The sequence below is a fragment of the Pseudomonas sp. BTN1 genome, assembly GCF_001907715.1.
Taxonomy (GTDB): domain Bacteria; phylum Pseudomonadota; class Gammaproteobacteria; order Pseudomonadales; family Pseudomonadaceae; genus Aquipseudomonas; species Aquipseudomonas paracarnis.
Genome location: NZ_MPBM01000056.1, coordinates 1 through 13,269 on the forward strand (window position 1 = coordinate 1; position 13,269 = coordinate 13,269).

The 13,269-nt window shown below is 61.9% G+C and carries 10 protein-coding genes; 4 read left to right on the plus strand and 6 right to left on the minus strand.

Translation table 11 applies throughout. From position 1 onward, the window contains the following. Window positions 1-119: 119 nt before the first annotated feature. Window positions 120-1,025: a LysR family transcriptional regulator gene (locus BMH52_RS24735; RefSeq protein WP_020302883.1), complete on the minus strand. Its 906-nt coding sequence runs from the start codon at window positions 1,023-1,025 to the stop codon at window positions 120-122. 213 nt (window positions 1,026-1,238) lie between these two features. Here BMH52_RS24735 and BMH52_RS24740 point away from each other — a divergent pair, with 213 nt between their 5' ends. The 4 genes from BMH52_RS24740 (at window position 1,239) to BMH52_RS24755 (ending at window position 5,838) form a co-directional block, all read left to right on the plus strand. After that, a complete protein-coding gene (locus tag BMH52_RS24740; protein WP_073845360.1) occupies window positions 1,239-1,850 on the plus strand; it encodes a cysteine dioxygenase in 612 nt (203 codons plus the stop codon). Next, window positions 1,847-3,430 carry a rhodanese-related sulfurtransferase gene (locus tag BMH52_RS24745; RefSeq protein ID WP_073845362.1) on the plus strand — a complete coding sequence of 528 codons (1,584 nt, stop codon included), beginning with the start codon at window positions 1,847-1,849 and terminating at the stop codon, window positions 3,428-3,430. Before BMH52_RS24740 ends, BMH52_RS24745 begins: the two co-directional genes overlap by 4 nt. A gap of 82 nt (window positions 3,431-3,512) precedes the next feature. After that, window positions 3,513-4,487: an ABC transporter substrate-binding protein gene (locus BMH52_RS24750; RefSeq protein ID WP_073845364.1), complete on the plus strand. Its 975-nt coding sequence runs from the start codon at window positions 3,513-3,515 to the stop codon at window positions 4,485-4,487. Between the two features lie 10 nt (window positions 4,488-4,497). Beyond that, window positions 4,498-5,838 (plus strand): LLM class flavin-dependent oxidoreductase, encoded by a 1,341-nt coding sequence (locus BMH52_RS24755; RefSeq protein ID WP_060767288.1) that lies wholly within the window; start codon window positions 4,498-4,500, stop codon window positions 5,836-5,838. 530 nt (window positions 5,839-6,368) lie between these two features. On the opposite strand, the gene BMH52_RS24760 is transcribed toward BMH52_RS24755, so the two are convergent. From BMH52_RS24760 to BMH52_RS24780, 5 genes are read right to left on the minus strand one after another with little or no spacing between them, the layout of a single operon-like run. Then, window positions 6,369-7,124 (minus strand): energy transducer TonB, encoded by a 756-nt coding sequence (locus BMH52_RS24760; RefSeq protein ID WP_073845366.1) that lies wholly within the window; start codon window positions 7,122-7,124, stop codon window positions 6,369-6,371. Next, window positions 7,121-7,567: a protein TolR gene (tolR, locus tag BMH52_RS24765; protein ID WP_073845368.1), complete on the minus strand. Its 447-nt coding sequence runs from the start codon at window positions 7,565-7,567 to the stop codon at window positions 7,121-7,123. The genes BMH52_RS24760 and tolR overlap by 4 nt, the downstream gene beginning before the upstream one ends. 15 nt (window positions 7,568-7,582) lie before the next feature. Then, complete coding sequence (gene tolQ / locus BMH52_RS24770) at window positions 7,583-8,275, minus strand: protein TolQ (RefSeq protein WP_072434454.1); 693 nt, start codon at window positions 8,273-8,275, stop codon at window positions 7,583-7,585. Window positions 8,276-8,322: 47 nt separating this feature from the next. Then, window positions 8,323-10,188, minus strand: a complete 1,866-nt coding sequence (locus tag BMH52_RS24775; RefSeq protein WP_073845370.1) for a phytase — start codon at window positions 10,186-10,188, stop codon at window positions 8,323-8,325. 35 nt (window positions 10,189-10,223) lie between these two features. Continuing rightward, window positions 10,224-12,734 (minus strand): TonB-dependent receptor, encoded by a 2,511-nt coding sequence (locus BMH52_RS24780; RefSeq protein WP_038449890.1) that lies wholly within the window; start codon window positions 12,732-12,734, stop codon window positions 10,224-10,226. Window positions 12,735-13,269: the final 535 nt, after the last annotated feature.

Here is a 13,269-nt window from a genome sequence, read left to right on the forward strand (position 1 = left end):
GAAGGAATGGATATGTACTCGGTATAACTGTATCGACTGTCAGGCCGCTATCGCAGGCAAGCCAGCTCCCACAGTTTAATCGCGGGGTGTCAGGTGGATAAGCGTCGGCTGGCAGAGCGTCAGGCAGCGCTGCGGATCTTGTGCAAAGCGTCTGCCACCCATTGACCAAAAGCATCCACCGGCCCTTGCAGGTTGCCGAGAAAATGCGGATAGATCAGCCACAAATCCATCACCGGCTTGAAGTCCTTGAGGGGCATCGCCGCCAACTGCTCGCGATGAGCACTGCGCTCCAGCAACGGACGTGGCACCAGGCCAAGGCCGAGACCGTCGGCCACCAGGCCCAGTTGCAGTTCAGTGCCAAAGGTTTCCAGGTTTACCCGCAGCGCCAGGCCCTGGTCAGACAAGGTGCGCTGCAACCCCGCACGGAACCCGCAGCCGTCCGGGTTGAGGATCCAACCGCTCTGGTACACGTTCGCCAGCTTGCAAGGTTTCTTCGGCAATTGCGCCTTGGCACAGACCACCACCAACTCCATCTTGCCGATGGACTCACCGATCAAGTTGTCCGGGAAGATCTTGCCCGCGGGGAACAACGCCACCGCCGCATCCAGTTCGCCGCGTTCGATCTTGCCGACCAATTGGCTGCCCCAGCCGGTGGCAACCTGGGCACGCAAGTCGGCGTATTCGCTGCGCAGGTGCTTGAGTGCGTCCAGCAGCACCACATCGCCAATGGTCTGCGGTACGCCCAAGCGCAGCACGCCGGTGGGCGGCGCATCGGTGGCCACCAGTTCGCGCAGGGCATCCATCTCGCGCAGGATCAACCGGCATTGCTCATAGACACGCGTACCGATCAGCGTTGGCTTGAGGGGCTTGGTGTTGCGGTCGAACAGTTCCACTCCCAGAGCCTGCTCGAAGTTCTGCACGCGGCGGGTGATGGCTGGCTGGGTCAGCTGCAACGACGCGGCGGCATGGCTGATGGACTGGCAACGAATCACTTCGACAAAGGCATCGATATCGTCAATTTTCATTTGGGCTGCACATACAGATCAGTCATTAAGATGTGCGTGAAGCATAGTGGCCGCACACAGGTCTGGATAGCCCAGCCAGTGATCAATAACGTCTAACCCTATTCAAACCGGTTCTAAATTACCTCCGGCTATAAGCTAATCATTAAAAAATAGCATATTAAAAACAAACATTATGCTTAGATAAAAATACACCAACAGCCCGATGGAATGGTCATGACCCAGGCCCGACACCCCGAGAGACTCAGAGCCTTCATAGGCGCCCTGGCGGAATTGATCGACGGCAACCCGCGTGAAGGCGACCTGCTGCACCGTGGCGGCAAGTTGCTGGCGCAATTGGTCAGCCACGATGATTGGCTGCCCGACGAATTCGCCCAGCCCGACCCCGAGCGCTACCAGCAATTCTTGCTACATGCCGATTCGCGCCAGCGATTCAGCGTGGTCAGCTTTGTGTGGGGGCCAGGGCAACGCACGCCGATTCATGACCACCGGGTGTGGGGGCTGATCGGTATGTTGCGCGGCGCGGAGGTTTCCCAGGGGTTTGCCCGGGCACCGGGCGGCAGCCTGGTAGCGCAAGGCGAACCCGTGCAATTGCTGCCGGGCCAGGTCGAGGCGGTGTCGCCCAAAGTCGGCGATGTCCATCAGGTCAGCAATGCCCACGGCGACCAAGTGTCCATCAGCATCCACGTATACGGCGCCAATATCGGCGCGGTGCGCCGGGCGGTGTATCAACCCGACGGCAGCGAGAAACTGTTTATCTCCGGCTATTCCAACGCCTATCTCCCGAACATCTGGGACCTGTCCAAAGAAAAGAGCCCTGCCCTATGACCACCCTATCGACCCGCAGCTTTGCGCAGATTCGCCAGGCCCTGTTGGCACGCGAAGAAGTCGCGCTGATCGACGTGCGCGAAGAAGCCCCCTTTGCCGAGGCCCATCCGCTGTTCGCCGCGAATATTCCCTTGTCCAAGCTGGAACTGGAGGTGTACGCGCGCATTCCACGCCGCGATACCCAAGTCACCCTGTACGACAACGACGAAGGGCTGGCCCAGCGCGCCGCCGAACGCCTGGTTGCACTGGGCTACACCCAAGTCAGCCTGCTGGAGGATGGGCTGGACGGTTGGCGTCGGGCCGGTGGCGAGCTGTTTATCGACGTCAATGTACCCAGCAAGGCGTTTGGCGAACTGGTGGAGAACCAGCGTCACACGCCGTCCCTGGCCGCCGAAGAGGTCCAGGCCCTGCTCGACAGCCAGGCCGATGTGGTGGTGCTCGATGCGCGGCGTTTCGACGAATACCAGACCATGAGCATCCCCACCAGCATCAGCGTGCCGGGGGCCGAGTTGGTGTTGCGCGCCCGTGAGCTGGCGCCCGATCCAGCCACGCGCATCATCGTCAATTGCGCCGGGCGCACCCGCAGCATTATCGGCACCCAGTCGTTGATCAACGCCGGCCTCCCCAACCCGGTGGCAGCCCTGCGCAACGGCACCATCGGCTGGACCTTGGCCGGGCAGACCCTGGCCCATGGCCAGGCGCGCCGCTTTGCGCCGACCTCGGAAAACCATCGCCAGCTCGCCGCCCAAAAGGCACGTGGTGTTGCCGATAAAGCCGGGGTCAAGCGTGCGACGCTCAATGACCTGCAGCGCTGGCAACAGGACGCGACCCGCACCACTTACCTGTTCGATGTGCGCACCGTAGAAGAATTCGAAGCCGGCCACCTGCCGGGCGCCCGCGCCACCCCGGGCGGGCAACTGGTGCAGGAAACCGACCACGTTGCCAGTGTGCGCGGTGCGCGCCTGGTCCTGGTGGACGACGACGGTGTGCGCGCCAATATGTCCGCGTCGTGGCTGGCCCAGTTGGGCTGGCAGGTGTACGTATTGGATGACCTGCAAGCGGAGCACTTCAGCGAGCGCGGCGCATGGGTCGCGCCAGTACCGCCACCGCCCCAGGCCGAACTGATCAGCCCCCACACCCTTGCCGACTGGCTCGGCCATGGCGACACGCAGGTGCTGGACTTCACGGCCAGCGCCAACTACGTGAAACGTCATATCCCCGGCGCCCGGTGGGTGCTGCGCGCGCAACTACCCGAGGCCCTGAGCAAGGTACCGAGCGCCCAGCGCTATGTGTTGACCTGCGGCAGCAGCCAACTGGCGCGCCTGGCCGTGCCGGAAGTCGAGGCCCTCACCGGCAAGCCGGTCTTTTTGCTGCAGGACGGCACGGCCGGCTGGATCCAAGCGCAACTGCCCCTTGAGTCAGGCGAAAGCCACCTGGCGTCCCCGCGTATCGACCGCTACCGCCGCCCTTACGAAGGCACCGACAACCCTCGGGAAGCCATGCAGGCTTACCTGGATTGGGAGTTCGGCCTCGTGGAACAACTGGCCCGCGACGGCACCCATGGCTTCTACGTGATCTGATTCACCGCTGCACCGTTTCGCCCAACCGACCCCTTCTCCAGGCGGAGGTACTTTCCTTTACCTAACGCCTGGAGTTTTTCCCATGCTGTACGCCATTCCATTCAAACGCCTGTTGCTGGGCGCTGCCCTCGCCCTCGGCCTGCTTTCCACCGTCCAGGCTGGCGACCTGCAACCGCTGCGCGTGGCCAACCAGAAATCCACGATCAAGGCGCTGCTGGAAGCCTCGGGCGAAAGCCAGAACGTGCCCTACGAGATCAAATGGTCGGAATTCCCCTCGGCCTCGCCCCTGGGCGAAGCGCTGAATGCCGGTGCTGTGGATGTCGGCGCCCTGGGCGATGCCCCTTATGTGTTCGCCCTCGGCGCCGGTGCCTCGATCAAGGTGATCAGCATCATCCATGCCGAAGGCCGTAACACCACGGCGCTGCTGGTGCCCAAGGATTCACCGATCAAGATCGCGGCCGACCTCAAGGGCAAGAAGATCGTCACCGGGCGCGGCTCCATCGGGCACTACCTGGCGATCAAGGCCCTGAACGATGCCGGGCTGACCACCCAGGATGTGCAGTTCATCTTCCTGCTGCCCGCCGAGTCCCGGTTGGTACTCGACAACGGCACCGCCGATGCCTGGGCGACGTGGGACCCTTACACCACCGTGGTCACCTCACAGAGCAATGCTCGCGTGCTGGTGAGCGGCAAGCACCTGCTGAGCAATCATCTGTACTTCGCCGCTACCGGCCAGGCCATTGCCGACAAACGTGTGCAACTGGACGACTTTGTCGCCCGCATTGATCGCGCCTACGCCTGGGCCAATACCCATCCCGAGCAATACGCCGCTGCCCAAGCCAAGATCACTGGCCTGCCACTGGCCGTGCATATCGAAGTGGCCAAGGACACCCATCTTTCCCCGGTCACGATTGACGATACGGTGATCCATGGCCTGCAAGCCACCGCCGACACCTATGTAAAAGAAGGCCTGCTGAGCAAACACATCGACGTCTCCCAGGGCTTCGATTCCAGCTTCAACGCCAAGCGTATCCCCCTCGAACAAGCCTCGCGCTAAGGAGCAGAACATGAGCAAGCCACGTCAATTGAAACTCGGTGCCATGGTGCACGGTGTCGGCCACGGTTGGGGCGAATGGCGCCACCCGCAGGCACAACCCGACGCCAGCACCAATTTCGGCTTCTACAAGCAGCAGACCGCACTGGCCGAAGCCGCCCGGTTCGACTTCGTGTTCATCGCCGACAGCCTGCATATCCACCCCAAGTCCAGCCCCCATTACCTCAACCGTTTCGAGCCGCTGACGATCCTCTCGGCCTTGGCCGCGCTGACCACTCACATCGGCCTGGTCGCCACCGTGACCGTCAGCTACACCGAGCCTTACCAGGTAGCACGCCAGTTCGCCTCCCTGGACCACATCAGCGGCGGCCGCGCTGGCTGGAACGTAGTCACCTCGTGGCTGAGCGGCACCGCCGATAATTTCGGCAAGGCCGAACACCCGCCCCACGCCGTGCGTTACCGCATCGCCAAGGAGCATTTGAATGTGGTCAAGGGCCTATGGGATTCCTGGGAGGACGATGCCTTTGCCTATAACAAACACAGCGGCGAATTCTTCACCCCAGGCAAGTTGCATGCGCTTAACCACAAGGGCGAATTCTTCTCGGTCAAAGGCCCGCTGAACATCGCGCGTTCGCGCCAGGGCCAACCGGTGATTTTCCAGGCGGGCACTTCGCAGGATGGGCGTAACTTTGCCGCTGAAAACGCCGATGCGATTTTTGTGCACGTGGAAACTATCGACGAGGCCAAGGCCTACAGCGCCGACTTGAAACGCCGCGCCAAGGGCTTTGGCCGCGACCCGGACAGCCTGTCGATCCTGCCGGGCATCCGCCCGATTGTCGGGCGCGATGCCGCCGAAGTGGAAAGCCGCTACCAGCAAGCCGTGGCGCTGGTCACTGTGGAGGACGCCATCGTCGCCCTCGGCCGACCGTTCAACGACCATGATTTCAGCCAGTACCCGCTGGATGCGCCCTTTCCCGAACTGGGCGACCTGGGCGCCAACAGCCAGAAAGGTGGCTCCGAGCGTATCAAGCAACTGGCCCGTGACGAAGGCCTGACCCTGCGCGAAGTAGCCCTGCGTTTCTCACGGCCCCTGCGCGACTTTGTCGGCACCCCGCAACAGGTCGCGGATGCGATCCAAACCTGGTTCGAGAGCGGTGCCAGCGATGGTTTCATTATCAATTCGGTACTGCCGGATGGCTTGCAGTATTTCACTGAATGGGTGGTGCCGGTGCTTCAACAGCGGGGGTTGTTTCGTACCGAGTACAGCGGCCGAACATTGCGCGACAACCTCGGCCTGGAAGTGCCAGCGAACCGCTACAGCGTGATCGAACCCCACGAGAAAGCGCTGGCCTGAACACATTCCACTGTGGGAGCTGGCTTGCCCGCGAAGGCGGTGTGTCAGTCACTGAATATTCAACTAAGCCACCGCTATCGCAGGCAAGCTAGCTCCCACACTAGTCATGTATTGCCCACAAAATCAGCGCCTGGCACAGATTCCCTGTGGAAGCGAGCTTACCCGCGAAGGCGGTGTGTCAGTCACTGAATATTCAACTGAGCCACCGCTTTCGCAGGCAAGCCAGCTCCCACACTAGTCATGCATTGCCCACAAAAAATCAGCGCCCGGCACAGATCCCCTGTGGGAGCGGGCTTGCCCGCGAAGGCGGTGTGTCAGTCACTGAATATTCAACTGAGCCACCGCTATCGCAGGCAGGCCAGCTCCCACATTGGTCATGTATTGCCCACAAAATCAGCGCCTGGCACAGATCCCCTGTGGAAGCGGGCTTGCCCGCGAAGGCGGTGTGTCAGTCACTGAATATTCAACTGAGCCACCGCTATCGCAGGCAGGCCAGCTCCCACAGGTTTTGGGGAGGTGGCTGGAGAAGCTCATTTGATGCGGTAGTGGAAGGTGTTGCGCACTGCCGGTACGGCAACAGCCTTGCCATCGACGATTCTCGGCTGGTAGCGAAAAGTATTGGCCGCCGCCAATGAGGGCCGAATGAACAACGGGTGACAGCCGTCCAGCACCTTGGGGTTTTCCACGTGGCCCTGGGTGTTGACGGTGTACTCCACCGAACAGTCGCCTTCGATGTTCTTGTCCAAGGCGCGTTCGGGGTAGTCGGGGGCGGCCTTGCTCAAGGGCTGGTACTGGCGGCTGTCGAATGCAGGGGTAGGCGCAGGCACGGCGGCTCGGGCTTTTTCCGAAGCGGCACGCGCCTGACTCAGACGCTGCTGTTCCAACGCCTGATTGCGCTGCTCGGTCGCCATGCGCTGCTGTTGTTGCTCGAGTTTCTTTTCTTCCACCCGCTTGCGCGCCAGCGCGGCTTTCTCGAGCTTTTGCGCCTGGACCTGCGGATCGACCGTCGGTTTGGTTGGTACCGGGATGGCAACAGGTTCTGGCAGTGCGACAGCGACGGGTTCAGGTGTCGGCGCAGGCGCCGGCGCGGGTAAAACCACCCACTGCGTGTGCATCACCCGTGGCGCTGGCACCCCCGGTCGCTCCGTTGACCAGCCCAGCATCAACGCCACTGCCACCGCACCATGCAGCGCCACGGCCAGGCTCGCTGCCAGGCTTTTACGCCAGAAACCATCACTGTCAGGCGCCAAGGCCAGTGCCGGACTGTGCATGATCATCACCGTCATTGTGGGGCCTCTGTCACCAGCCCAAGATTGCTGATGCCGCCCTTCTGCAGCACCGCCATGGCCGCCACCACACGGCCATAACCGGCATTGTCATCAGCGCGGATATACACCTGGGTATCGCTGCGCGACGCCACCACCTGCATGACCTTGGCGCTCATTTCTTCCAGGGTCACCGCGCTGTCGGTCTGCTGGCGGGTATCCAGTTCGCCCCCCAGGTTCCAGTAGTAGCCACCGTCCGCCTTCACCGATAACGTCAGGATCTGCTGGCGCGTATCGGTGGCCAGTGCCTCGGCGGCGACCTTGGGCAGTTCGATCTTCACGCCCTGGGTGAGCATGGGCGCGGTGACCATGAAAATCACCAGCAGCACCAGCATCACGTCGATGTAGGGCACCACATTCATCTCGGCCTTGGGCCCGTGCTTGCGTTGCGGCCTGGTCAACATCGCTTTGCTCCTTGTTCAGGCGGCCACGGCCAGGTTGTTCGAGGTACCGCGCAGTGTGCGGTGCAGGTGCACTTGCAGCTCATTGCCAAAAGCGTAGTAGCGCGTGAGCAAGGTCTGGCTGCGTGCCGCAAAGCGGTTATAGGCGACCACTGCCGGAATCGCCGCAAACAGGCCAATGGCCGTGGCAATCAAGGCTTCTGCAATACCCGGTGCCACGGTCGATAGGGTGGCCTGTTGCACCTGGGACAAGCCGAGGAACGAATTCATGATGCCCCACACGGTCCCGAACAGGCCAATGTAGGGGCTGACCGACCCCACCGTGGCCAGAAACTGCAAGCCCTTTTCCAGCTCCAGCTCCTGCTCGGTGATCGCTACCTGCAAGGCGCGCTCCACACCCTCGAGCACTGCCGGATCGTGGTGGTGCAAGTGCTGGTATTCCTGCATACCCGCAATAAAGATCGGCGCCACACCGCCCTCGCCCGCCTGCACGGTTTCGCGATACAAGGGTTGCAGGTCCGACGCCCCGCGAAAGCGCGCCAGGAAGCCGTCAAGCTGGCGTTCCAGACCACGCAGCACACTGCTGCGCTGAATGATCAGGTACCAACTGAGCAAGGACGCCAGCAGCAAAGTGACCATCACAGCCTTGACCAACAGGCTGGCGTCGCTGATCAAGCTCCAGATCGTCATATGTTCCATCGTCGCGTGCATGGTGAAGCTCCTATTCGATTAAAAACGGATGACTGCGTGATGACAGCTCAGGGTAATTTCAACGCACGGCTCACCTGGGCCCAGGGCACGAACTTGAAGTTCTGGGCTTGCTCGGGCATGCGCTTGCGCCCGTCCTGCACCACCAGCATGCCTTGGCTCCATGGCCCGCCGAGGTTGACGGAAGTGACCTCCAGGCCATCGGTTTCCGAGGCGCCATCAATGCCGGCGGCCGCATTGAGGCCAACGCGCAAGGCGCCGCGCACAGCGAATGGCGGCTCGGCGTCCAGCACCAGGTAGCTGTCATTGCCTTGGCTGGAGATCACCAGGTAATCCCGTGCGGGGCTTTGATACAGCGCCAGGCCTTCGACATCCGCATGCAGTTGCGGGCCGACATTGATCACCGAAGTGAGCATGGCCGGTTGGTCGGCACGGGCATCCATCGCCCACACGCCGACATCTTCCTCACCGATAAACAAGCGTTGGCGCTGGTCATCGGCCACACAGCCCTCGGGTTGGCTGTCGACCTTGAACTGACGCACCAACTCGCCCTGCACACGGCCTGCCGGTGCACTCAGGCGGTATTGCAGGAAGGTGCCATCCTTGTCATTGGCAAATGCGTAGAGTTCACCGCTGGCGGGCTGGTACAGGCAGATGCCGTAGATGTCCTTGAGTGGCGTGGAGACCTCACCGGCTTCACGCAGCTCGCCGCTCTGACGGTCGATGCTGAACAGGCTCAAGCTGTTGCGGTCGCGGTTACTCGCCACGGCCAGGTCGACGGTGTGCGTACCCAGTTTGAAGCCTGGGCGTAGGTCGACATTGTTCAGGCGCCCCACTGCCAGTTCCTGCAGCAGCTTGCCGTCGAGATCGTAGGCCAGCAGGCCCTGTTTCTTGTTGGTCCCCAGCACACGGCTTTTGGCCGGTGTTTCCGGGTGAATCCAGATGGCCGGGTCATCCGCCGCGTCGCCCTGGCGACCCACGGGTTCGGTCTGGCGCAGTGCAGCGACTTGGGCAAGTATCGGCGCAACCGGCACCGGCGTGGCTTGCCAGTCGAGACGGCCCTGATAGAGCTGGCCGCTGTTGTCGTCCCGCACCAGCACCTGCCGGCCCTGTATCGCCAGTTGCTCCGGTTCTTTGAGGCCCGGCAAGGCCAGGCTGGATTGCCCGACCCAACGCTCCCCGACTTGCTGGAACAGGTACAACTGCGCGGTTTTCGGGTCCAGCGCGAGCATCCCGCCCGGCACCAGCGCCATGACGCCGGCTTCGCGCTGGGGATCGTCGAACAGCGCCACGGGCGTGCGCTTCACCTCGGCTTCCGGGTGCGCCGGGTAGGCCCACCAGCCGACGTTTTGCTCATTCACCACCAATCGCTCGGTCGCATCGTCCACTTGGCAGTATTGCGCCGATGGCGGCAGTGGCAGGCTGCGAACACGCTGCGCCTGGGCCAACAGGGTCGCACCATTGCCCACCAGCCACTGTTCGCCCTTGCCCTCTTCACCGACCAGAAACACAAACAGGTTGGCCGCCGCATCGCGATTGAGGCACAGGCTGTTTACCGCAAAGTCGCGGGGCGGCAGGTACAGCGGCGTACCCCAGGTTTTGCCGGCGCCATCGAGGCCGATCAGCAAGGCCTGCTGGCGGTCGTTGTCGAGGCTGGCGATCAGCGATTGAGTGCCGCCAGTGCGTATGTCGAGGCTGCTGAAACGGCCTTTGAAGCGGGCCAGTTCGACGCCGTTATCGTCGAGCAGCAGCAGGCCGTCGCGGGCACTGGCCGCTACGCGCTGGGTGCCGCCGGGCAGGAAGGCAACGGCTTGGGCGTTAAGGCTCGGTGCCCACGGGGTCAAGGGTAGGTCAGTGGCGAACGCATTGGCGCTGCTAACCAGTACGACCAGCAGGCACAGCTTGGAAATTCTCATGAACAGACAAATCCTTCAGGATGCACGCGTTATCGTTAGAAATGGGTGAATGTCAGGCCCAGCTTGTAGGTGGGGCCGTACTCTTCGTACTGGCCGTTGTAGCTGCGGTGGCCGGTGTAGACGAAGTACGACTCATCGGTGAGGTTCTGTGCCTCGAAGCTGACCTGCAGGTTCTTGGTCAGCGAGTAGCGCGCGCTGAAATCAACGAAGGTTTGCGCGTCGACGTGCAGGTCATGGGCCTTGTCGTTGATCGACGCCAACTCGTACAGGTAGGCCGATTTGTAATTGGCCGAGAGACGCAGGCTGAGTGTGTCGTCTTCCCAACCGAGCATCAGGTTGCCGACCGTGTCTGATTGGTTGGGCAGGCTGATGTTGCGCTTGCGATTGCGCCCGCTGGCACTGTCGAAGCCCTCGATGTCCGCGCTGGAACGGCTGAAGGTGCTGTTGGCGCCGATCATCAAGCCGTTCCACGGCGCAGGCAGCCAGTCGAACTTCTGTGAGTAGGCCAACTCCAGGCCATAGAGTTTGGCGCTGTCGCCGTTGGCAAAGGTGTGCGCCTCGGCGAAGTTGGCCCAGGCCCCGGTACCGGCGACATCGGTGTTGTAGACGAAGTTCTGGATGTCTTTGTAGAACACGAATGCCGACACGGTACCGGCACGGCCCATGAAATGTTCGATGCCCAGGTCCAGGTTGCTCGACTCCAGAGGCTTGAGGTCCGGGTTGCCGAAGGTGGCTTCGTCATCGTCGATCACAAAACCTGGGGCCAGTTGGCCAAAGGTCGGACGCACCACCGATTTGGTCCAGGCGGCGCGCACTTGGGTGTTCTTGTCAATCTGGTAGCGCGCATGCAAGCCCGGCAGCCAATGGTGATAACGGCGCTTGGTCTCGGTGGCGCTGAACTGGCCGTCCGTGGCGCCGGTGCCCTTGGCTTCGAATTCAGTCCCCTCGTAACGCATGCCGGCAATGAAGCGCCAGTCGTCAATATCGACGGTGTTCATCAGGTAGCCGGCGTTGATGTCTTCGCGGATGGTGAAGTCGTTGACCGTGGATTCGGTGGGGTCATAGAAGTCATCGCGATTGAGGCCGCCGATCAACTGGCGGATATTGCTCGCGCTGATGCCTGGGCCAAAGCGGCCGAGACGGTAGTCGACGCTGCCCTTCTGGAACTGCGTGAGGTTGAGTTGTTCATCGCTCAAGCCCTGTTCATCCAGGTCCTTGTAGACCCAGGCCTCCAAGTCATTGTCCTTGTGGCGTCGGCTGACCTTGCCGCCGAACTTGAACTGGGATGCGTAACCGCGCAGGTCGTAGTCGCGCGCCAGGTCCAGGCGCAGGTTTTTCTCGGTGTCCTGGGTGTGCTGTTTTTCCCAGTCGACTTTGTCGAGGCTGAAATTGGCAGGGTCGTAGAAACCGCTACCAACGATGGGCCGCGGCTTGGCCTTGTCGTAAAAGCCGCTGTGGGCAAAATCACCGCCATCGAAGGTCGCACCGGCAATATGCCCCGGGCTGTCTTCGCTGGAACGGCTGTAACCGGCCTGGCCGCTCAAGGTCCACAGGCCGAGCAGGCGTTCACCGCCCAATACGTAGGACTGGATTTGCTGGGTTTCCTCGCGGTTCTTGAGCTTGCGTTTGCCCTCGGCTTCGCCCAATTCACCGGGCGCTTGCGGGTCAGCGAACTCGAGGCTGGCGGCGTTGCGGGTTTCGGTGTCCTTGTAGCGGCTGTAGAGGGTGCGCAGATAGTAGCTGCTCAGGTCATCGGGCTTGTAATCGAAGTTAAGGCCACCACCGGCGCGTTCACGGCTGATGTCGTAGTCGCGCTGCTCGAATTCGTTGAGCCGGGCGCCGTTGGTGAAGTCCCAGGCGCCGCCAGTTTCGACGTTGTCCGAGCCGAAATCACGCTTCTGCCAACTGAGCGCCGCGGCCACGCCAAAGTTGTCGATACCGTCGCCGAGGCTGAACCGGTTACTGGCGGCGCCAGAGAATTTCGGGCTGGTCTGGTGCGTGTTCTTGTCATAACTGGCCTCGGTGCTGCCGGTGTAGAACAGGCCCTTGTGGTCGAACGCCGAGAGGCTCTTCACATCGACAGTGCCGCCGAGGGAGTTGGCGTCCATGTCCGGTGTGAGCGTCTTGATCACCGACAGCGACTGCACCAATTCCGAGGGCAGAACATCGAGGGCCACGGCGCGGCGTTCGCTCTCGGGGGATGGCACCAGGGTGCCGTTGATGGTCACACTGTTGAGGTCCGGGCCCAGGCCGCGCACGCTGACAAAGCGGCCTTCACCCTGGTCACGTTCAACGCTGATGCCCGGCAAGCGCTGCACCGCCTCGGCAACATTCTCATCCGGCAACTGGGCGACGCCGTCGGCATGCACCACGCTTTTGATACTGTCGGAAGAGCGTTGCTCCTTGAGGGCGCTGTCGATCGCAGCGGCTTGGCCGACCACATCGACATGCTCGGTGGCCGCTTCGGCGGCGTTGAGCCGCTCGCAGGCTATCGCCAGAGCCAAGGCGGTAAGCGTAAAGCTGACGAGCCCGGTGCGCTTGTACATGAAACCCTCCCCAAGAATCCGTTGGCGCCAGGCAAGGGGCCCGGCAACTGGGAGGGCAAGCTAGGGATGAGGCGTGACGGTTCTGTGACAAGGTTGCGGGCAGAGCCTGTCAAAGCGGGGTTTACAGGCTTCTGGAGGGTACAAATGAGCTGAAATGACCTCACTCAATCTGTGGGAGCTGGCTTGCCTGCGAAGGCGGCGGTTCAATCGACAGAGAAGTCAAATGTGCCGCCCAGGTAACCACGATGCGAAGCGAGCCGCTCTTGATCTTGATCTTGATCTTGCTCTTGATCTGCTTTTGATCTCAGACGCCCCGTTAAACCACGCTGGCCGGAATTCGACAGGGATTTGGGGGGTAAACCGGCAGGGATGCCGGTTTAGCCGCCCCGCGCCATGGATGGCGCGTGGCGGCGGCCCCCCAAATCACTGGCGGATTACGGGCACACCGCGCCCCAGCCAGGTGCCGAGTGGCGGGGCCAGCAACTTTTCGTTACTTTTTGGCCCCTCCCAAAACACACCGACATAAAAACCGACA

Bases quoted from the DNA above. Each gene is read 5' to 3' on its own strand.
- BMH52_RS24735 (WP_020302883.1), bottom strand. From the start codon at position 1,025: ATGAAAATTGACGATATCGATGCCTTTGTCGAAGTGATTCGTTGCCAG.
- BMH52_RS24740 (WP_073845360.1), top strand. From the start codon at position 1,239: ATGACCCAGGCCCGACACCCCGAGAGACTCAGAGCCTTCATAGGCGCC.
- BMH52_RS24745 (WP_073845362.1), top strand. From the start codon at position 1,847: ATGACCACCCTATCGACCCGCAGCTTTGCGCAGATTCGCCAGGCCCTG.
- BMH52_RS24750 (WP_073845364.1), top strand. From the start codon at position 3,513: ATGCTGTACGCCATTCCATTCAAACGCCTGTTGCTGGGCGCTGCCCTC.
- BMH52_RS24755 (WP_060767288.1), top strand. From the start codon at position 4,498: ATGAGCAAGCCACGTCAATTGAAACTCGGTGCCATGGTGCACGGTGTC.
- BMH52_RS24760 (WP_073845366.1), bottom strand. From the start codon at position 7,124: ATGACGGTGATGATCATGCACAGTCCGGCACTGGCCTTGGCGCCTGAC.
- tolR (WP_073845368.1), bottom strand. From the start codon at position 7,567: ATGTTGACCAGGCCGCAACGCAAGCACGGGCCCAAGGCCGAGATGAAT.
- tolQ (WP_072434454.1), bottom strand. From the start codon at position 8,275: ATGCACGCGACGATGGAACATATGACGATCTGGAGCTTGATCAGCGAC.
- BMH52_RS24775 (WP_073845370.1), bottom strand. From the start codon at position 10,188: ATGAGAATTTCCAAGCTGTGCCTGCTGGTCGTACTGGTTAGCAGCGCC.
- BMH52_RS24780 (WP_038449890.1), bottom strand. From the start codon at position 12,734: ATGTACAAGCGCACCGGGCTCGTCAGCTTTACGCTTACCGCCTTGGCT.